The following is an 18101-nucleotide window of genomic DNA, read 5'->3' as shown; positions in this document are numbered from 1 at the left end:
TGTGACTATCAGATGGCTGCTAGCGGGCCTTATTCCAGAGGTTCTGGTTCTTTTTAAACGAGAAGTAATCTGACGGTTCCCAAAAGCTTGGAACCAAATCATCAATGGCGTCTGGCGTGAAATTGTCAGAAAGCTGGCTCATTATTTCTATCAAGCGCTCGCGCCCAATCCGCATGAGTTTTTTTCGGTTTGCCGGGAAAAACAGATTGGTGGATTTTTTAATAACCTCGTCGTTGCCAAAACTGATATAGGTGAGGTTGCGGGTCACGGGTCTGCATACCGGCTCAGCAGGGCTTTTAGGGTTAAGTCGGGTAACAATGGCGCATTCGTACTGTTCCCTGTCGATGCCTTTTTCGTTTTGCGGTATGTAAGTAATACCAAAACCCAGCGGAAAATAACCAACGATTTTGATAAATGCTTCTGCCAGTTTATCGTTCAGCGCGCCCTTTTTCGCCAGTTGCTCAATTAACATATAGCCTTTAGGCAGCGTCTTCCGCGAATAATCTGGCTTGGTTGACAGCACGATCGATACGTAAATCTGCGGTATTTTAATTATCTCACCAAGGCCGGTTTTAGAGATAAACGCGTCCTTCATGACGTTCTGAGTAAAGTGATTAATGGCTTTATGACGATGGATGAACCGAGCCCGTTCTTCTCTGTCGTTGCCCACATACCCGGGGATCCCCAGACCATTTTTCAGATAATCCATGGTTCGGCTGTAGTTAATTTTGAGCAGTGCTTTACGAGGTTCGTTTTCAAGTACGCGAAATTCATCTAAGTCGTTCTCCGGACCTACAAGGATCTCCCGCGCTTCCGTCGATTGCAGGCCGATATCCTGTAATACTGCGCAGGATATGATAGGAATGGCTATTTCGGTTTGCCATCTTTCCTGCCAGTGACGGTTGCCTTTAAAGCGCAGCATAGCGTCTTTCATTTCAGCCAGGTACGGATCCTGGATCAGGCTGCCTTCAATAATTTTATCAGTAAGGCGTAAAGCAAGAACCGCTTTATAAAGCGGTTTGAGCCGCTGGTGGACCTTAGCGAAATTGCCCTCAGGACCACGCGTGAGTAGCATCACTGTGCCCAGAAATTTAGAGCTTAGTAACTGCGTTTCTTCATAACTTTCATCTTCGGTCAACGCAATCAGCTTCAGCGCTATGGATTCTAAGCGATCAATACGCTCGAGTCGTTCGTTGTCCAGCTTAGCTTTGGCCAGCTTCAGTTTCTTTTTTAACTGGGCTACCAGACCGTCCGTTTTTGACGCTTTCTCAGCAACATCCAGCTTTTCCTGAAGTTCAGCAATATGCGCCTGTAAATCAGGCGTCAATGTAAAGTAGTGTCGGGCATCTTCGTACACTGAGCCCAATCCGCTGTCTTTTGGATACACCTGTTCAATAAGCTGTTTTACTTGCTGTGTGTAGTGATTATCAGGATGTTCGAACGTACTCACTGTGTTCCTTTCTCTATGTCTTATACAGGCTATGGTCTGATTAAGACACCGCCTGCTCATCGGCCCAGGATTGTGTATGGCCAAATTCTTTGGCTTCGCGCCGCTTCAGGCGCGCCAGATAATACCGTAAAGTTTCGCTAATTTTGGTATTTCTTTCTATAACATCAATGTGAGGCCAGGTTGCTCGCTCGCCACTTCTGATCAAGTGGGTGATACTCTCCAGTGTTGGGTTGGCCAGCACCTGGGCTAAATTCCTTAACTGCTTGTCAGGCAATATATTTATATTACCAACATATTGCTGGTCGATGATAGAACGTACCTTGTGAATTGCCAGTTTTGCCCCTTTATGGTCAACCAGGCGCTCGACCAAATCAATCGCAAAAATACTGTTTGATTTCGCTAGCTGCCCCATATGTCGCCATGCCAGGCCGGTCAGACTGGATGCATGGGTTCGGCTGGAAGATAAAAACGGCACCGCCAGAGGATTGGTCTGACTGACTATCGAGTGATTAACACCATAAAGTCGCGAAAGCCGGTCAAAGGGAAGATCAGCCATTAACGAGCCATCGGCAAAGCGGCGATTAGGAATGTACGGTATGATATCGCCTGTGGCGGTTTTTGCCCGCAATTGCACCGGACTAAAGATTACCGGCACCGCGCAGGAGGCTCTGACAGCCTGGGTAATAATCGCGTTTGGCGACGTTTTGGCATTCAGCAGCCGTGAATGCTGGTGTAAGTCGGCAGGAGACACCGACACGGTCACATGACGACCCGTTTTTTCAAAAGCTTCTTCAAAGGTCATGACATCAAAAAGGTTGATCAGCGCATTTTCAAGCGCCTGGCTGTCAAACAAACTTTTTTTGCCGAACCCTGCCCAGTGTCGCCAGTTCTGAAACGTTTCAAAGATAAACTCAGGTGATAAGGCTTCCAGCAGTTCATCGTGGGTGCGTGTGCCTATCATCGCCGCGATAATTGAACCGGCGCTGGCGCCAGAAATCACCGTGGGGATAAGGCCTTTTTCATTCAGCGACTTGACCACACCACAGTGAAAGAAACCCAGCCCAGCCCCACCAGACAGCATAAGGCAACTGCGACCAAACGCATGTGCTGTCTCTTCAAAGAAAGACAGCTTTTCGTAAAAATCGACCTCACTTTCGTCTGCATGATAGATGTGCTCAAGCGTGAGCTTAACCTCGTTGATAAAGGTTTCGATAAGGGCTTTTGTGCCAACCTTGCACTTTTCCTGTAAAACGGGGTTTGCGATATTCCCCAGATTACCGTGCAGCCCCTCGTGAAGAATGGACATCAATGCGAGACTGTCGCCTTTTCCCCGCGCCAGCTGTAAGCGCTGTACGCGTTTTCGAATCAGCCGGTAGTCGTAATCGCGGCATGGATCTTTGGCTTTCCATTCATCGGCGCCTGACAGGGCATCATGTGCCAGGCTGGCCTCACGATATTCCTGATAGCTGGTTGCATGCTTGATGTCTTGTTCCAGCCTGCCCAGAGCACTGTTAAATAACGCCATACTTCCCCCTACAACCTGACTGCATTGGCAGGTTCACGCAATTTTGGTCATTGTAGTGTAAAAAACGAATTTAGAATCTACTACCCAATTTACGTCGATAGCGTTATGTCGGATTGTTGTGCCCGCTACAAGGTGGTTATCTGCGGGAAGTATGACAATCCTGTAAATATGCACATGACAGCAATCATGTCTTTTTGTGGCTGATCAAGATAGACAAGAGAAAAGATTGACCAAAGGCTGTGCAGTCAGTAGCCTGAACCAGTAAAAGAATAACAGCAAGGCACGTATCACGCCGCATGGAATGGAATATTCAGACGCTGAGTTTGTTGTCGATACCACTTATCAGCGCAATCGTCGGGTGGGCCACCAATTATCTGGCCGTAAAAATGATGTTTTACCCCATCGAGTTTGTGGGTATTCGTCCCATCTTTGGCTGGCAGGGGCTCATTCCGGCCAAGCGTCGTCAAATGGCGGAAATCGAAGTCGAGTTGGTGCTTGGCAAGCTGCTAAGCGTGGAGGAACTGGCGAACCGGCTGGATCCTGATGCCCTAACTGAAGCCATCGAACGCCGTTTGAAGCAAGTGGTTCGCAAGGTCATTAATGATGTGATGACTGAGTCAGCACCGCAATTATGGGCAGCACTCCCGGTTCAGGGAAAAAATCTGGTTTATCAACGCATAGAGAATGATATTCCCAACGTCGTTCACAAGATGGTGGAGGACTTTCAGAATAACGTCAATGAGATCCTCGATATCAAAGAGCTGGTGGTCGAGCAGTTAGTGAATTCGCCGGAGTTAATCAACGAAATTTTTCTCACTGCCGGTGAGAAAGAATTTCCTTTTATTGTGCGCTCCGGCTTTTACTTTGGCTTTTTATTCGGGTTACCCACCATGGTGCTGTGGCACTTTTTTCAGTCCTGGTGGATCCTTCCGCTTGGTGGGTTACTGGTGGGGTATGCGACAAACTGGATAGCGATAAAAATTATCTTCGAGCCCAAAAATCCAATTCGCCTCGGACCCGTCACGCTTCAGGGAATGTTTCTGAAAAGGCAAAAAGAAGTCTCTGAAGTGTATTCAGCCATCATTGAACAGAAGCTGATTACGCCCCGTAATATCACCCATATCATTCTTCACGGGTCTGGCTCCGCTCAGCTACTGGAGCTCATTGAGCTGCACGTTAACGATGCCATTGAGCGTTATGTCGCGGTTGCACAACCCTACTTTGCGCTGGGGGTGGGCTCAGACAATTATCACCGCATGAAATCGCTGGCGGTGAAGCAAATCTTTGAGAATTCTGACAAATACCTGTTGTACGCCTATGATTATGCCAATAGCGCCCTGCGTATCGGTGAAGACTTGTCAGAACGTATGCAGGCGTTGTCTGCTGTTGAATTTGAAGGCGTTTTGCGACCCGCTTATCAACAGGACGAGTGGAAACTTATCATTGTCGGCGCGATTCTGGGCGGCTTGGCCGGCCTTGCGCAACTGTACCTGGTGTTTAGTTGATTTTATGAAAACAGCAGAGAGGATATTACTCACCGCACTGGAACTGTTTAATGAACACGGTGAGAATGGGGTAACCAGTGTGGATATTGCCATGGAGCTGGATATCAGCCCGGGCAACCTGTATTACCATTATAAGGGTAAAGAGGTCCTTATTGAGGCACTCGTCGCATTGCACAAAAAGCAGATGATGAATGTTCTCTCACGGGATGTGGTTAGCGCTCTGAGCGCTGAGGATGTGTTTTACTACCTGTATATTTTAATTGAGAAACTTCACTTATTTCGCTTTTTATACCGCAGTCAGGCTGACTTACTGGAAAAGTACCCCGGCGTCGCGAGGCCGCTCAAGCAACTGTTGCTAACAGTCGATAATCAATTACGGGCGATGCTGGACCGGTTAATAGAGGATAATTCGCTGGACGCCAGCCAGAGTGAGAAAAACTTGTTGGCAGAGACCATCACATTAATTCTTACTCAGACGTGCCAGGCCGATCAACGCAAACCTCATCAGGACGCGGAATCTATTCATTATCATGCGCTGTCGATGGTCATGGTGATTGTACTGCCCAGACTTTCACTGCCAAAGCCCGAGATCGACGCCATTCAACATGCTATCAACAGCCATACGATGGCGAACCTGTCTTCGTCAGTACCTGATTACCTGGAGGCCCGCTGATGTCCCGTAGTCTGAGTTTTCTGGATAAATCTTTCTGGCTCACTGAATCAGATGCTAATCCCAAGCATGTAGCCTGTCTGCAATTGCTGGAAATGCCGGAAGATGCGGACAGCTCACAGTATGTACATGCGCTATATGAGGAAGTAAAAGGGTTTTCCAGGGCAACACCACCGTTTAATTGTCGGGTGAAGGCGTTTCTGGGCTATCCGTTAGGGTTACAGCCGGTTAAGTCCATGAACATGGATTACCACATTCAGATCCACAAGGTAGAAAATGCAACCTGCCGTGATGCCCTGGACGAGTTCGTGGCAAGATTACATGAATCGCGACTGGATCCTGATAAGCCACTGTGGCAATACCATTTCATTTATGACACGACGCACCGTCAATACGCCATTTATGCACGTGTCCATCATATGTATGGAGACGGCTCAACGCTGGTACGCTGGTTTCAGGCAGGCTATCTGTCAACGCCAGATAACGATAAGTTTATTCCGGTGTGGGCAGTGAAACGGTTGCGTCACCGTTCACCAAAACCACGAAAAATAAAACGTTTCTGGCAATCGCTGGTGGGTGCCTTGCGCATTGCGTTTGATCTCTCGGTCATTTTCCTGAGGCTGTTTCTCAAAATTTGTCGGATTAATCCGCACTACATGCCAATTCCCTTCAGTGGAACAAAAACCGTATTAACCGGTCAGGTAAAACCGGGCAGGGCGGTGGCAACAACCGATTTGGATTTTGAGCGGGTCAAGGCATTGGGGAAGCGGACGCGGGCTACGGCCAATGAAATTTTGCTGTGTGCCTTTGATATCGGGGTTCACCGCCTGTTGCAGGACCATGGTCACGTGTTTAAAAAGGCACTGTACACCAATATGCCAATCAATTTGCGAAAACCCGGAGAGAAAACCACGGGGAACAAAATCGCGATCGTGCCTGTTACCCTGGCCCACGGTGAACAGGATCCGTATTTACGATTACGCCAGATTATTATTAATCACCGGATAGTGAAATATGCTGCGCAGCATGCCAGTCCGGGCGCGTTCAGTGCCTATACCATAGTGATCCAGAGCTTCGCGCTGGTGTTTGAATGGCTTCGCCTTTCCAACCTTGTGAAACCCATTGCCAATGTGCTGGTGTCTAATGTACCCGGCCCCAGAGAGTATCGCTATCTGAAAGACTCCAAGCTGCTTGCCTGTTACCCCATCTCCACCATGACGCCAGGTGGCGGTGTGAATATCACGTTGATGACTTATGCAGGAAACGCCAATATCGGCATGGTATGTTGCAACAAGAATATCAAATCGCTGGAGCCGTTAGCGAAGTACTTTGAGGAAGCCTTCGACATGTTGGAGGCCAGCGTTGATAAACCCGGACTGAATATTGATGATATCGGTGAGCATGTCGAGCGCGTACCTCTGTCTATTGTCAGTGACTAGCATGTGCACGTCATCGACACTGGTCGTGATTTCAGGTTTCAGCGGCTTAGGGCATTCAGGATGTCCTGCTGTTATACCCCGACCGCCGCTCACTTTCATTTAGATGCACGTGCAACAACCACAGTGAGTAATCTCACTCAGAACTGAAATTCCAGCGTGTTATTCGCAACGATCACTCTTTCACCATATCGTCTGAACAGCACTTCGCGCCAGACGTCTTCACGCATAGTATGATGTAGCGGCAGGTTGTGGGTCATCGCAATCAGTTTTGCGGCTATTTGCGGGCGGTGATAGTCGAGGATTTTTTGCTTGCTACCGTCAAGGTAAAGCTGCAGATATGACACCGCCTGATCGCTGGTGCCGGCAGAGACCAGCGACAGTACATTTTTTACCGAGTTACTGAATAACCCGGCAAGTCCACCTGGAACCAGCTTGTTGATTAAAAAGCGAGTGTCTTGGATTAACGAATAATCGTCATTGATGAGTCTGATGTCATCGACATCAATGTGTTCAAAATGCAGTGTCGCAGTGTCTTTTTCGTAACGTGGTGTGGCACTGACAATCACGACAAGATGTGCCCGGTAGAGCCGGGAGCCAAGTGCCTGAATATCGATGCTTGCTAGCGACTGCAGGCACACCCGGTTCTCGTTCTGATTGAAAAACACCTTCCCGCGTTGGAGGGTGACATTGCCCTGGCCGACTGGGGTATTGATAGAAAAATCGTGAGGATAAAATTCAGCGGCAAGCTCGGTTAGCTCGTCTTCAGTGAATTTATCGTGTGTCAGTTTACCCAGTTTAATCAGAACGGCAGCAAGCAGCACTTGCCACCGTGCCTTCCATCCCAATTGCTGCATGTGGAATTGATTCTCATCATAATAGTGCATGTAAACATTAACATAGTTCTACCGAATGCTGTGCAAAATTTGCTAGACTGGTCATACCAATATTTGCCGGTAAAGCACAGCAAAGTGGCGCAGAGCGCGAACTTAAGCTGCGAGGCTGGTAACTTATCCGCTCGAAGTCGGGGGACGGAATATGCAGGAATCGATTGAACAATTTGACTACATCATTGTAGGCGCAGGTTCTGCTGGCGCTGCACTGGCTACCCGTTTGTCGGAAAATCCCGCTGTCACAGTATGTCTGATAGAGGCAGGCGGGAAAGACACCAATCCCCTTATTCACATCCCTTTTGGATTATCCTTGCTGGCCCGCTTCGATGGTATAGGCTGGGGGTATCACACCGCTCCGCAGCAGGAATTGTTTGAGCGTGAACTGTTCTGGCCACGCGGGAAAACACTGGGCGGCTCAAGCTCAGTCAATGCCATGTGTTATATCCGGGGAGACATCGAGGATTATAACCGTTGGGAGCAAGAGGGCGCAGCGGGCTGGAATTTCGACAGCGTACTGCCGTACTTCAAACGCTCCGAAGATTTTGCCGCTGGTGCAGATGATTTCCACGGCGTTGGCGGGCCACTGGGTGTTGAAGCGTTGCGACATACCAATGTGCTGTCGCAGTCGTTTGTTAAGGCTGCGGATGAGGTCGGACTAAACGTTATCAGCGACTTCAATCGTGACGATCGTGAAGGGCTTGGTTTTTATCATGTCACGCAGAAAAACGGTCAGCGCTGCTCCACGGCGAAAGGCTATCTGCAGGAAGCCCGCAGCCGCAATAACCTCACTGTGATGACGCAGATCCTGGTTGAACGTGTGTTGCTGAAGGATAAGACCGCAACCGGTGTTCAGGTGCGTGAGAAGGGGCGAATCAAGCGACTTAACGCCAAAGAAGAAGTGATCCTTTGTGGGGGGGCAATTAACTCACCGCAGTTACTGATGCTTTCCGGCATTGGCCCTAAAGAGGAGTTGCAGGACGTTGGCGTTCATGTGCAGGTGGATTTACCTGGGGTCGGGCAAAACCTGCAGGATCATCTCGATGCCATCGTGCAGTATAAGTGTGAGGCCCGTGAGGGCTATGCGATTGCCGCCGGCGCTTTACCGGCATATATCAAAGGCACCTTCCAGTATCTTTTTCACCGCAAGGGGCTGTTTTCTTCTAATATCGCAGAGGCTGGCGGATTTGTAAGTTCATCATTGGCGCAGCATGGTCCGGATATTCAGCTACACTTTTTGCCCGCGATTTTAGATGATCACGGCAGGCGTTCGGTTTACGGCTATGGCTTTGGCATACACGTTTGTTGTTTGTATCCGAAAAGCCGTGGACGAATTTCGCTACAGAGTAATCACCCTTCAGATCATCCACTTATCGATCCGTGCTACCTCAGCCATGAAGATGACGTGAAAGTGATGGTTGAGGCAGTGCGCCTGGCACGCCGAATTGCCAACACCAAGGCATTTGAGCAATACGGGATCACCGAGAAATTTCCTGGAGCAGATGCACAAAGCGATGAAGCCATAATCGACTTTATCCGCGAAAAATCAGAAACCATTTATCACCCGATAGGCACATGCAAAATGGGGACTGATGAAGATCCCATGGCTGTTGTCGATAACCAGTTGCGGGTGAGAGGGGTGAAAAAGCTGAGAGTAGTGGATGCCTCTGTTATGCCGTCATTGGTGGGCGGCAATACGAATGCGCCAACGGTGATGATTGCAGAACGGGCTGCAGAGTTTATCAAAGCCGAGCATGCCGGAAAGCCGGTTAGCCTTTAGGCTGACCGCCTGCGCGTTTATTCGTCCAGCCTGGCTGATGCGGCCTGCATAAACATTTCGGCGGCACAGTCACACATTTCGTTTATGTGGCTGCTCTCAGCATAAATACCATCTATTACCAGACGGGCGATTCCGTGCATCGTGCCCCAGGTTACCTGCGTCAGGCGAAGCGGATCCTGGTTCGCGGGCAGGATCCCTTTTTCTTGCCAGTGGGCAGTGATTTTTACCAGAAACTGAAAGCTGGGAAATGCAATTGACGTAAGATCATCTGTCGCTTTGCCCGCCTGCCATATGGTGCGGCCAAACATGAGTTCATACAGCTGCGGGTTGTCTGCCGCCCAGCTAATATAATTACGAATAAAGTCTTTAAACCGCTGCTGGGGTGTGCGCGATTCGTCATCAAACACTTCGCTGGCCTTATCATGCCACTGGGCAAAGCCATGTGCGGCAATCGCATTTAACAACGCGTTTTTGTCTTTAAAATGATGGTAGGGCGCGGTACGGGATACGCCGGCCTCTTCAGCGAGCTTTCGCAAGCTCAGACTGTCTATTCCTTCCTTGACCACTCGCTCGGTGGCAACCCGAAGCAGAGTGGCACGCAGGTCGCCGTGGTGATAATTTTGCGAGGCAGTACTCATCCTTTTATACCCATCTTAAACTCTTCATCGTGTTGACATCTTGACAGTGTCAATATATCCGCTTATCTTGACACTGTCTAGTTTGCAATAATGTTAAAAGGAACGCCTGACATGACCGCGCCTGTCAATGAAAAGCAGTACGAAACGCTCACTGTAGAGATTGCCGACAAGGTCGCGCATATTCAGCTCTCCCGGCCAGATGCTATGAACTCAATGGTACCGGCATTTTGGAAGGAATTACCCGATGCGGTGCGCAGCATCGATCATCACGCCAGTGCCAGAGCCATTGTTATCTCTTCTCAGGGTAAGCACTTCTCTGCAGGAATGGATCTCTCGGTATTCACCTCGATGGCAGAAGATTTTTCGGGTGAACCTGCCCGTCGGGCAGAACGCTTACGCAGGCTGGTGTTCGAACTGCAAGACAGTTTTAATGCATTAGAAGCCGTGCGGATGCCGGTTCTGGGCGCGGTTCAGGGCGGGGCAATCGGAGGTGCTGTTGACTTACTTTGCGCTTGTGACATGCGTTATTGCACTGAGGATGCATTTTTTACCATTAAAGAAACCCAGATAGGCATGACTGCTGATTTAGGCACATTACAGCGTCTGCCCCGTTTGATGCCCGTGGGATTAGTCAAAGAGCTTGCGTACACCGGAAGAAACTTTGGTGCCAATGAAGCTCTGGAGGCTGGGTTTGTGAATCAGGTCTATGCTTCACAGGATGACATGCTCGAAAGCGTGATGAAAATAGCCCGTCTGATTGCAGCGCAATCGCCAATGGCCGTTACCGGCACCAAGCAAATGATCAACTATGCACTGGATCACAGCCTTGCTGACAGCCTGAATCATATGGCGACGTGGCAAAGTGGCATGTTTCAGATGCCGGATATACAAGCAGCGATGCAGGCACAAAAAACAGGCACGCCTGCGTCGTTCGACGACTTACATGACTGCGTAAGCCGTATGCAGTCTAAAACCAATTAAAACAACATTATCAGGACCGATTATGAACAGCACAGTGACAGATCATCCGGTTTACCCTCATCTATTTCGCCCTCTGGACTTAGGTTTTACTGAACTGAAAAACCGTGTACTGATGGGCTCGATGCACACCGGTTTGGAAGAAATGCCGAATGGACACAAAGCCATGGCAGCATTCTATGCAGAACGTGCGCGAGGCGGCGTAGGTTTGATTGTGACCGGGGGGATTGGGCCGAATGAAGAGGGCTCTACGCATCCGATGACGCGTCGTCTGGACAGCGATAAAGCCGTCGCTCATCATAAAGAGGTCACGGATGCCGTGCACATTGCAGGCGGTAAAATCTGTATGCAAATTCTGCATACTGGCCGTTACGCTTATAGTGAAAAGCTGGTCGCCCCTTCAGCAGTGCAGGCGCCCATCAACCCTTATAAGCCAAAAGCGTTAACTGACGAGGAAATAGAAAAGCAGATTGGAGACTTTATTTTCACCGCAAAACAGGCGCAGCGCGCCGGTTATGATGGCGTGGAAATTATGGGATCTGAGGGGTACTTCCTTAATCAGTTTATTGCGAAGCGAACCAACCATCGTGACGATCAGTGGGGCGGTGAATACGAAAATCGCATTCGTCTGCCTATCGAGGTTGTGCGTCGCGTGCGAGAGGCCGTAGGCAAAAACTTTATCATTATTTACCGGCTGTCGATGCTGGACCTGGTTGAGGGCGGCTCAAGCTACGATGAAGTGGTAACACTGGGGAAAGAAATCGAAAAAGCTGGTGCGACCATTATCAATACCGGGATTGGCTGGCATGAGGCGCGTATTCCTACCATCAATACCAAGGTGCCGCGAGCGGCCTTCACCTGGGTGACGGCAAAATTTCGTGACGCCTTATCGATTCCGGTTATTACATCAAACCGCATTAACACGCCGGAAGTGGCTGAAGAAGTGCTGGCAAGAGGCGATGCCGACATGATATCAATGGCACGGCCTTTCCTCGCTGATGCCGACTTTGTGCGTAAAGCCCAGCAGAACCGTGCTGACGAAATAAATACCTGTATTGGCTGTAATCAGGCTTGCCTGGATCACGTGTTTAACGGCAAGCTGACAAGTTGTCTGGTGAATCCCAGAGCATGTCATGAACTGGAACTGAATATCGAGCCTGCGTCGCAGAAAAAGCATATTGCCGTTGTCGGTGCCGGGCCAGCGGGGCTTGCCGCAGCCGTGACTGCAGCAGAGCGTGGACATTCAGTTACGCTGTTTGATGCGGACAGTGAGATTGGCGGACAGTTTAATATCGCCAAGCAAATTCCGGGTAAAGAAGAGTTTTACGAAACGCTGCGTTATTTCAAAAAGCAGCTTGAATTGCATAACGTCACAGTAAAACTGAATACCCGCGTAGATGCAGAAATGTTGAATGAGGGGGGATTCGACGAGGTATTGCTGGCAACGGGAATATTGCCGCGTACCCCGGATATCCCTGGCATCGATCACGAGAAAGTATTGTCGTATCTGGATGTAATCAAAGCGAAAAAGCCTGTCGGTCATGCCGTGGCCATTATTGGTGCGGGCGGTATTGGTTTTGATACCGCAGAATATCTGTCCCATGGCAAAGCGACGCCAAGTCAGGATATCGCCGCGTTTATGCGTGAGTGGGGTATCGACATGAAGCTTGAAGCTCGCGCCGGTGTCGAGGGAATGAAGCCACAGCCTGAGCCGTCACCACGCCAGATTTTCCTGCTTCAGCGTAAAACCAGCAAAGTGGGTGCAGGTCTGGGGAAAACCACTGGCTGGTCGCACCGTGCAGGATTGCTGATGAAAGGCGTAAAAATGATACCAGGGGTTAGCTACGACCGCATTGATGACGAGGGCCTTCACATCACTGTCGATGGTGAAGCTAAAGTGCTGCCGGTAGATAACATCATCATTTGTGCCGGACAGGAACCATTACGCGAGCTGACGAAAGGCCTTAATGTGCCATATCATCTGATTGGCGGAGCTGATGAAGCATTGGAGCTGGATGCAAAACGCGCCATTGATCAGGGCACCCGGGTGTGCGCTGCCATTTAACCGTGATTAAAAAACGCACCTGAGATACAAAAGTCTGGCCTGACACGCATAAGGGATGGCTTTTCGAAATCTCAACGGGTATTGAGACGACGCAACCTGATAGAGGGATAAAGTAAAACGCGCTGGTGAGAGACGTATTTTTACTCTTACCGGCGCTTTTTTTTAACGCTTTCTAGTGGGTGTTGTTTTTGCCCCGGGCGAACGTGGTCGCGACATGGCACACAGCGGATCGATGATATCTTTACTGACAGTCATATGCTGACTGTCAGACCTGTGCCGTATCGCGGGTTAATCAGGCAGACTGGCGGGCAAACGTGCCTTTGTTTACCGCATCAAGGAGCGCGTCGCAAAACGCAGGAATGTCATCGGGATTGCGGCTGGTGATCATGCCGGCATCAATCACCACTTCTTTATCTACCCAGCGCCCTCCGGCATTCAGAATATCGGTCTTGATACTGGGGAACGAGGTGATTTCGCGATCTTTCACTACATTCGCCTCAACCAGCAGCCAGGGACCGTGGCATATTGCCGCAACCGGTTTTTGCTGTGTGAAAAAGTCGCGGACAAATTGCACAGCGTCAGCATCCATTCTCAGCGAATCCGGATTCTGGACACCGCCGGGAAGGACTAGGGCATCAAAATCATCGGCTTTTACTTTTGCAACGACATGATCCACGCTAAAGGTATCGCCTTTTTCGTCATGGTTCATGCCCTGAATATCGTTTGCGTCCAGTGAAATAATCTCTGCGATGCCACCGGCTTCGCGCACGGCCTCAACGGGTTTGGTCAGCTCGACCTGTTCGAATCCGTCGGTGGCCAGAAATGCCACACGTTTACCAGAGATATTTTGCATTTGCGTCTCCTTGTGCGTTAGAAAAGTGTGTGAAACAAGCTTGCTACGCACCGTAAACCGGGCAGGTTTTGTCTGACAACATTAAATTTATCTGAGTTGATTCAAGGTGTATGTCGATATAGCGTTAGTTCACCGGTTTGCTGATTTAATCTAAAATCCATATTTTGCATCATATTCATTCCTAACAAGCCATCAGCATTTTGCATCACGCCGTCAGGCAGCACCAGCACTGACAAATCTGTGAAACGCAAAGGCCCAAAGGTAACCACTGGCACCTGAACCATGGCTGCGGAAACGCGGCCTGCAGCGGTATTTACTTCAAAATTGCCGACAAATACCAGTCGCTGACGCACTCGTAACCGATCGTAAAGTTCACGGGTAATGGCAGTAGTGGTTGCACCGGTATCCAGCATCAGTCGTGCAGGCTGGTCAGCGAAACTGACTCTGGCAATAAAATGCGAGCCGTCTGCTTCCAACTGAATCGTGATCCCCTGTTGATTGCTTATATCTGGTTCAATGGAAGCAGTATCTTCAGAGATCCCGGGGACCTCTATGTTTGCACTTGGTAACAGCCCACGGATCCTGTTTGCCTGCGGGTCATTTGGCGTCAGCGAGGCAAGCACATCTTCCATCAGTGTTGGCTTGTTCTGGCGGGCGTAAGCCTCCGCAAGCTGCAAGATATAGGGACGGTGGGCAGGCATAATCTGAAATAGTGGCTCCAGTAATTGTGCCAACAGATCCCAGTCTTCTGCCGCTTTTAACTGATTTACAGCCGTGGAAACCAGTTCATTAATGCGTTGCCTGAGCGCCTCCCGCTGTGATTGTGAAAGTGGCAAATCGCGCAACGAATAAAGGTGTATGACTGCCTCTGAAAGTGGGCGGGTGCGCACCATCAACTGGCCCTCGAGCAGCAATAAGTCAATGTTGTCAGGTGAAACACGCAATGCTTGCTGCAGTCGGGACTCAAGTTCCCGAAAGTGCCCTTTTTCCAGTAGGGTCTGTAGTGCTGCCAACGTCGGGATACCCGCGTTTTCCGCTGAATTACCGGTGGGCGCCGATGACGTAAGCGGTGACGGCTTGTGATTGAGAGGCTGCCTGACTGGTGACACCTGCGATGCTGTTCGCTCCTGTGGCTGAACCTGTTGCAGGGCAACGAACAAATAGATGTTCATTCCCAGTGATATCAGCAGCGCGCTCAGCAGCAGGCGTTTCATCACTCGGCGGTGCGCTTTATGCAGGCTCCGCCATAGGTCTCGCGGAATAACGGTGGCATTCGTTTGGGGGCACCACTACTAATGCTTACGCAAATGAACTGAGTTTCGGCTTCAAATACGGGTTTATTTCTGCGCGGGCAGATAAACTGAAACTCTCGCTTGAGCGTGACGACATTGTCACACTCTGTGATCCAGGTCGCGCAGTACAATTCGTCACCTAAGTGGGACGGCAGCAGATAATTAAGTTCATGCTTGCGGATCACCATGCCACGATCCGCGGCGCGATAGTTTTCAAAGTTCAGGCCCAGCGAATGCGAATGTGCCCAGGCTAACTGTTCGAGCCGGGTAAGATAAGCCACATTATTTACATGCTGATAATGATCAATATGTGTCTCATCAATTGTCCAGTGCTGGACAAAAGGGGAAGCGTATTTCCAGGATAGTTGGTCAGACATCGGGTAATGGGTTGTCCTTTTCAATATGTAACGAGGGAGCGAGCAGGGCATGCATCAATTCACGCTCTCGGGTGATAACCGGATCGATAAATGAATGCACATCGCCGAGCGCTTTAAAAGCGTTAAAGCCGCGCTCCAGAAACTCATGTAACGTCAGCAACCCTGCCAGTTTTGCAGGTCGGCGAGCCAGTGAGATTAACATGCCAATACCGCGAATATTGACCACGTCAGCCAGTTGTTGACCAAGATGCGCGATTATCTCTATCTGATGTTCGCGATCTTCTCTGCGACCAACTTCGCGGTATGCACGCGCATAGCTGTCTCGGGTAATTTCGGCGCCGTTCAGTGCCTGCGACATTTGCATATCCAAATCAAAGGACAGCGCGTTTAAGGCCAGCGCATCGTCCAGCGCGTCCATGGCTTTTGCCGGAAGCACTCTGGCCAGTTTCGGAATAACTCTGGCGATATCGGCATCTCTCTGACTAAAGTCTTTGGGGCCGTACAACTCATCCACGAAAAAGGCCATCGCTTTTTGATAGCGTTCCTGAGCGGCTAAATCACTGTGTGTGGCCAGTAATCGCTCACATTGCCATGACTGAAGCTGGTGGATAGTCTGCATCAGCCCCATTTTTTCAGCAAGATCCCGACGGGCGTTAACCTGTTGTATATGCGCAATAATTGCCTGAGACACCCTTTGCCTCCGTAGTTGCTTTCGTCACTGTAGCTTACCCCGCAAATCAGCGGATGCAAGCCTTATACGTTGTGGTGGGGTCAGCACGATTTTGGTACACTGCGCGCAACATATGCCACACCTATGTGACAGTCTGTATTTGTTAAACCGCAGTTCAGGGGTAACCTTCGTGAGTGAATATTCTGCTGATCCGTACTCAGTCAATGCGCCGGATCCGGATGTCGACAGGATCATGGCACTGTTTGACAACACGTTTTTTGACAAATGGAATACCCGGCTTGTGCGTGGTGAGGATGAACCCGTTTATCTGCCAGCAAATGCCAGTGTGCCATATCACCGAATTGTGTTTGCTCACGGCTTTTTTTCCAGTGCATTACACGAGGTTGCCCACTGGTGTATTGCCGGAGAGGCCCGGCGGTTGCAAGAAGATTACGGCTACTGGTATTGCCCGGACGGCCGTAACGAACAGCAACAGGCGCAATTTGAGCAGGTGGAAGTGAAGCCCCAGGCAATTGAGTGGGCGTTTACGAGGGCAAGTGGACGTCGCTTTCAGGTGAGTACGGACAACCTGAATGGCGCAGAGCCTGACCGAGAAGGGTTTACCCGTAACGTTGAAGCACAGTTATATCACTACGTAAAAAATGGCTTTCCTGAACGAGCTGCGTTGTTTATTCGTGCGCTGCAAGACATGTTTGGGACCCGGCCCATGTCATTATTAACCGAAGAGGCTGCCGCATGACCACACCCGCATTCAGGTTGGGGGTCATTGTGAACCCCTATGCCGGTATTGGCGGCGCATTAGCGCTCAAAGGCAGTGATGGCAAAGCGATCCGCGAGAAAGCACTGGCGATGGGCGCAAAAAAGCAGGCCAACGAGAAAATGGCCAGTGCACTCAGCGTGATCACAGCGATGAACGAGCAGATTCAAATTAAAACTGCAGGTGGCGAGATGGGACAAAGCGTATGTGAAGCCCTTGGTCTTGCCTGTAATGTCATTTACCAGCCTGTTGCACATCAAACTGAGCCTGAAGATACCATGTCTGCTGCCAGAGCTCTGGTTGATGACGGTATTGATTTATTGCTTTTTGCCGGCGGAGACGGTACGGCGCGAAACATTTGTGACAGTGTGGGCAGTGACGTCTCGGTATTAGGGGTACCAGCGGGTTGCAAGATTCACTCGGGCGTCTATTCGGTGACACCAACGGCTGCGGGCGAAGTGGTGGCAATGATGATACGTGGCGAACTGGTATCGGCAATGGATGCCGAAGTCCGCGATATTGACGAAGATGCGTTTCGTGACGGCAAAGTCATCGCCCGCCATTTTGGTGAGATGCGCGTGCCAAACGAACTCACCTACGTGCAGGCTGTTAAAATGGGGGGGCGTGAGGATGAAGCGCTGGTTCTGGATGACATTGCTGCGTACGTGACTGAGCTAATGGAAGATGAGCCTGAGACCACATTTGTAATGGGCTCCGGCTCGACCGTTGGCTGTGTCATGGACGCTCTTGGACTTGAAAACACACTTCTTGGCGTTGATGTTGTAAGAAACGGTGCGCTTGTCGCCAGTGATGTGACTGCCGATACACTGCTAAAGCTGACAGCAGAAGGAACGGTAAAAATTATACTAACGGTAATCGGTGGTCAGGGACATATTCTGGGGCGGGGTAATCAGCAACTCAGTGCTGAGCTTATTCGACAGGTGGGCAAAGAAAACCTGCTGATTGTGGCAACCAAACAAAAGCTGCAGTCTCTGGATGGGCGACCCTTACGACTTGATTCAGGTGATCCCACACTGGATAAGGCATTAGCAGGCCCGACTACAATTATCACGGGATACCGGGATAAAGTATTGTATCCGGCACAATAGTGCCGTTTGCCGGAATGTATAACAGGATGAATCAGGGGAACCTGCAATGAATCGTGTAGTCTGCCGAGACGACATATGATTGCTG

General features: G+C 50.0%; 16 protein-coding genes. 8 read left to right on the top strand and 8 right to left on the bottom strand.

The annotated features are described in order from the left end of the window. Positions 1–19 precede the first annotated feature (19 nt). Together ACLBLI_RS12230 and ACLBLI_RS12225 are read right to left on the bottom strand one after the other, a co-directional pair. The gene (locus tag ACLBLI_RS12230; RefSeq protein ID WP_414827884.1) at positions 20–1450 is read right to left on the bottom strand and encodes a hypothetical protein; all 1431 of its coding nucleotides are present in this window, start codon (positions 1448–1450) and stop codon (positions 20–22) included. Between the two features lie 40 nt (positions 1451–1490). Then, positions 1491–2975: a DUF3336 domain-containing protein gene (locus ACLBLI_RS12225; RefSeq protein ID WP_414827883.1), complete on the bottom strand. Its 1485-nt coding sequence runs from the start codon at positions 2973–2975 to the stop codon at positions 1491–1493. Positions 2976–3271: 296 nt separating this feature from the next. Between ACLBLI_RS12225 and ACLBLI_RS12220 the strand changes: the two genes are divergently transcribed. Genes ACLBLI_RS12220 through ACLBLI_RS12210 form a run of 3 tightly spaced genes read left to right on the top strand, consistent with a single transcriptional unit; the run spans position 3272 to position 6589 of the window. Further along, positions 3272–4480 (top strand): DUF445 domain-containing protein, encoded by a 1209-nt coding sequence (locus ACLBLI_RS12220; protein WP_414827882.1) that lies wholly within the window; start codon positions 3272–3274, stop codon positions 4478–4480. A gap of 4 nt (positions 4481–4484) precedes the next feature. Beyond that, positions 4485–5153 (top strand): TetR/AcrR family transcriptional regulator, encoded by a 669-nt coding sequence (locus tag ACLBLI_RS12215; RefSeq protein ID WP_414827881.1) that lies wholly within the window; start codon positions 4485–4487, stop codon positions 5151–5153. After that, the gene (locus tag ACLBLI_RS12210) at positions 5153–6589 is read left to right on the top strand and encodes a wax ester/triacylglycerol synthase domain-containing protein (RefSeq protein ID WP_414827880.1); all 1437 of its coding nucleotides are present in this window, start codon (positions 5153–5155) and stop codon (positions 6587–6589) included. Before ACLBLI_RS12215 ends, ACLBLI_RS12210 begins: the two co-directional genes overlap by 1 nt. Positions 6590–6726: 137 nt before the next feature. Here ACLBLI_RS12210 and ACLBLI_RS12205 read toward each other — a convergent pair whose 3' ends face one another. Then, a complete protein-coding gene (locus ACLBLI_RS12205; protein WP_414827879.1) occupies positions 6727–7443 on the bottom strand; it encodes a DUF1439 domain-containing protein in 717 nt (238 codons plus the stop codon). A gap of 181 nt (positions 7444–7624) precedes the next feature. On the opposite strand from ACLBLI_RS12205, the gene ACLBLI_RS12200 reads away from it, so the two are divergent. Continuing rightward, positions 7625–9256, top strand: coding sequence for a GMC family oxidoreductase (locus ACLBLI_RS12200; RefSeq protein WP_414827878.1), 1632 nt, complete (start codon positions 7625–7627; stop codon positions 9254–9256). 17 nt (positions 9257–9273) lie between these two features. Here ACLBLI_RS12200 and ACLBLI_RS12195 read toward each other — a convergent pair whose 3' ends face one another. Continuing rightward, positions 9274–9894, bottom strand: coding sequence for a TetR/AcrR family transcriptional regulator (locus ACLBLI_RS12195; RefSeq protein WP_414827877.1), 621 nt, complete (start codon positions 9892–9894; stop codon positions 9274–9276). A 111-nt stretch (positions 9895–10005) separates the two neighbouring features. Here ACLBLI_RS12195 and ACLBLI_RS12190 point away from each other — a divergent pair, with 111 nt between their 5' ends. Together ACLBLI_RS12190 and ACLBLI_RS12185 are read left to right on the top strand one after the other, a co-directional pair. Continuing rightward, positions 10006–10875 (top strand): crotonase/enoyl-CoA hydratase family protein, encoded by an 870-nt coding sequence (locus ACLBLI_RS12190; protein ID WP_414827876.1) that lies wholly within the window; start codon positions 10006–10008, stop codon positions 10873–10875. Between the two features lie 22 nt (positions 10876–10897). Next, entirely contained in the window at positions 10898–12937 is a 2040-nt protein-coding gene (locus ACLBLI_RS12185) for an FAD-dependent oxidoreductase (protein WP_414827875.1), read from the top strand. 292 nt (positions 12938–13229) lie between these two features. Here the strand turns inward: ACLBLI_RS12185 and ACLBLI_RS12180 are convergent, their stop codons facing one another. The 4 genes from ACLBLI_RS12180 to ACLBLI_RS12165 all read right to left on the bottom strand — a co-directional run bounded on the left by ACLBLI_RS12180 (position 13230) and on the right by ACLBLI_RS12165 (position 16150). Further along, positions 13230–13790, bottom strand: coding sequence for a type 1 glutamine amidotransferase domain-containing protein (locus ACLBLI_RS12180; protein ID WP_414827874.1), 561 nt, complete (start codon positions 13788–13790; stop codon positions 13230–13232). 101 nt (positions 13791–13891) lie between these two features. Next, a complete protein-coding gene (locus tag ACLBLI_RS12175; protein WP_414830961.1) occupies positions 13892–15004 on the bottom strand; it encodes a TIGR02281 family clan AA aspartic protease in 1113 nt (370 codons plus the stop codon). Then, positions 15004–15459, bottom strand: a complete 456-nt coding sequence (locus ACLBLI_RS12170; protein WP_414827873.1) for an acyl-CoA thioesterase — start codon at positions 15457–15459, stop codon at positions 15004–15006. The genes ACLBLI_RS12175 and ACLBLI_RS12170 overlap by 1 nt, the downstream gene beginning before the upstream one ends. After that, the gene (locus tag ACLBLI_RS12165; RefSeq protein ID WP_414827872.1) at positions 15452–16150 is read right to left on the bottom strand and encodes an FFLEELY motif protein; all 699 of its coding nucleotides are present in this window, start codon (positions 16148–16150) and stop codon (positions 15452–15454) included. Before ACLBLI_RS12165 ends, ACLBLI_RS12170 begins: the two co-directional genes overlap by 8 nt. Before the next feature lie 232 nt (positions 16151–16382). On the opposite strand from ACLBLI_RS12165, the gene ACLBLI_RS12160 reads away from it, so the two are divergent. Both ACLBLI_RS12160 and ACLBLI_RS12155 read left to right on the top strand, forming a co-directional pair. Next, the gene (locus ACLBLI_RS12160; protein WP_414830960.1) at positions 16383–16889 is read left to right on the top strand and encodes an elongation factor P hydroxylase; all 507 of its coding nucleotides are present in this window, start codon (positions 16383–16385) and stop codon (positions 16887–16889) included. After that, entirely contained in the window at positions 16886–18016 is a 1131-nt protein-coding gene (locus ACLBLI_RS12155; protein WP_414827871.1) for an ATP-NAD kinase family protein, read from the top strand. Before ACLBLI_RS12160 ends, ACLBLI_RS12155 begins: the two co-directional genes overlap by 4 nt. The last annotated feature ends 85 nt before the right edge of the window (positions 18017–18101 follow it).

Origin of the sequence: Alteromonas sp. H39 (genome assembly GCF_047556435.1) — a bacterium.
Classification (GTDB): Bacteria; Pseudomonadota; Gammaproteobacteria; order Enterobacterales; family Alteromonadaceae; genus Alteromonas.
This window is presented reverse-complemented; position numbering and strand designations above follow the sequence as displayed.

Bases quoted from the DNA above. Each gene is read 5' to 3' on its own strand.
- ACLBLI_RS12225 (WP_414827883.1), bottom strand. From the start codon at position 2,975: ATGGCGTTATTTAACAGTGCTCTGGGCAGGCTGGAACAAGACATCAAG.
- ACLBLI_RS12220 (WP_414827882.1), top strand. From the start codon at position 3,272: ATGGAATGGAATATTCAGACGCTGAGTTTGTTGTCGATACCACTTATC.
- ACLBLI_RS12215 (WP_414827881.1), top strand. From the start codon at position 4,485: ATGAAAACAGCAGAGAGGATATTACTCACCGCACTGGAACTGTTTAAT.
- ACLBLI_RS12210 (WP_414827880.1), top strand. From the start codon at position 5,153: ATGTCCCGTAGTCTGAGTTTTCTGGATAAATCTTTCTGGCTCACTGAA.
- ACLBLI_RS12205 (WP_414827879.1), bottom strand. From the start codon at position 7,443: ATGCAGCAATTGGGATGGAAGGCACGGTGGCAAGTGCTGCTTGCTGCC.
- ACLBLI_RS12200 (WP_414827878.1), top strand. From the start codon at position 7,625: ATGCAGGAATCGATTGAACAATTTGACTACATCATTGTAGGCGCAGGT.
- ACLBLI_RS12195 (WP_414827877.1), bottom strand. From the start codon at position 9,894: ATGAGTACTGCCTCGCAAAATTATCACCACGGCGACCTGCGTGCCACT.
- ACLBLI_RS12190 (WP_414827876.1), top strand. From the start codon at position 10,006: ATGACCGCGCCTGTCAATGAAAAGCAGTACGAAACGCTCACTGTAGAG.
- ACLBLI_RS12185 (WP_414827875.1), top strand. From the start codon at position 10,898: ATGAACAGCACAGTGACAGATCATCCGGTTTACCCTCATCTATTTCGC.
- ACLBLI_RS12180 (WP_414827874.1), bottom strand. From the start codon at position 13,790: ATGCAAAATATCTCTGGTAAACGTGTGGCATTTCTGGCCACCGACGGA.
- ACLBLI_RS12175 (WP_414830961.1), bottom strand. From the start codon at position 15,004: ATGAAACGCCTGCTGCTGAGCGCGCTGCTGATATCACTGGGAATGAAC.
- ACLBLI_RS12170 (WP_414827873.1), bottom strand. From the start codon at position 15,459: ATGTCTGACCAACTATCCTGGAAATACGCTTCCCCTTTTGTCCAGCAC.
- ACLBLI_RS12160 (WP_414830960.1), top strand. From the start codon at position 16,383: ATGGCACTGTTTGACAACACGTTTTTTGACAAATGGAATACCCGGCTT.
- ACLBLI_RS12155 (WP_414827871.1), top strand. From the start codon at position 16,886: ATGACCACACCCGCATTCAGGTTGGGGGTCATTGTGAACCCCTATGCC.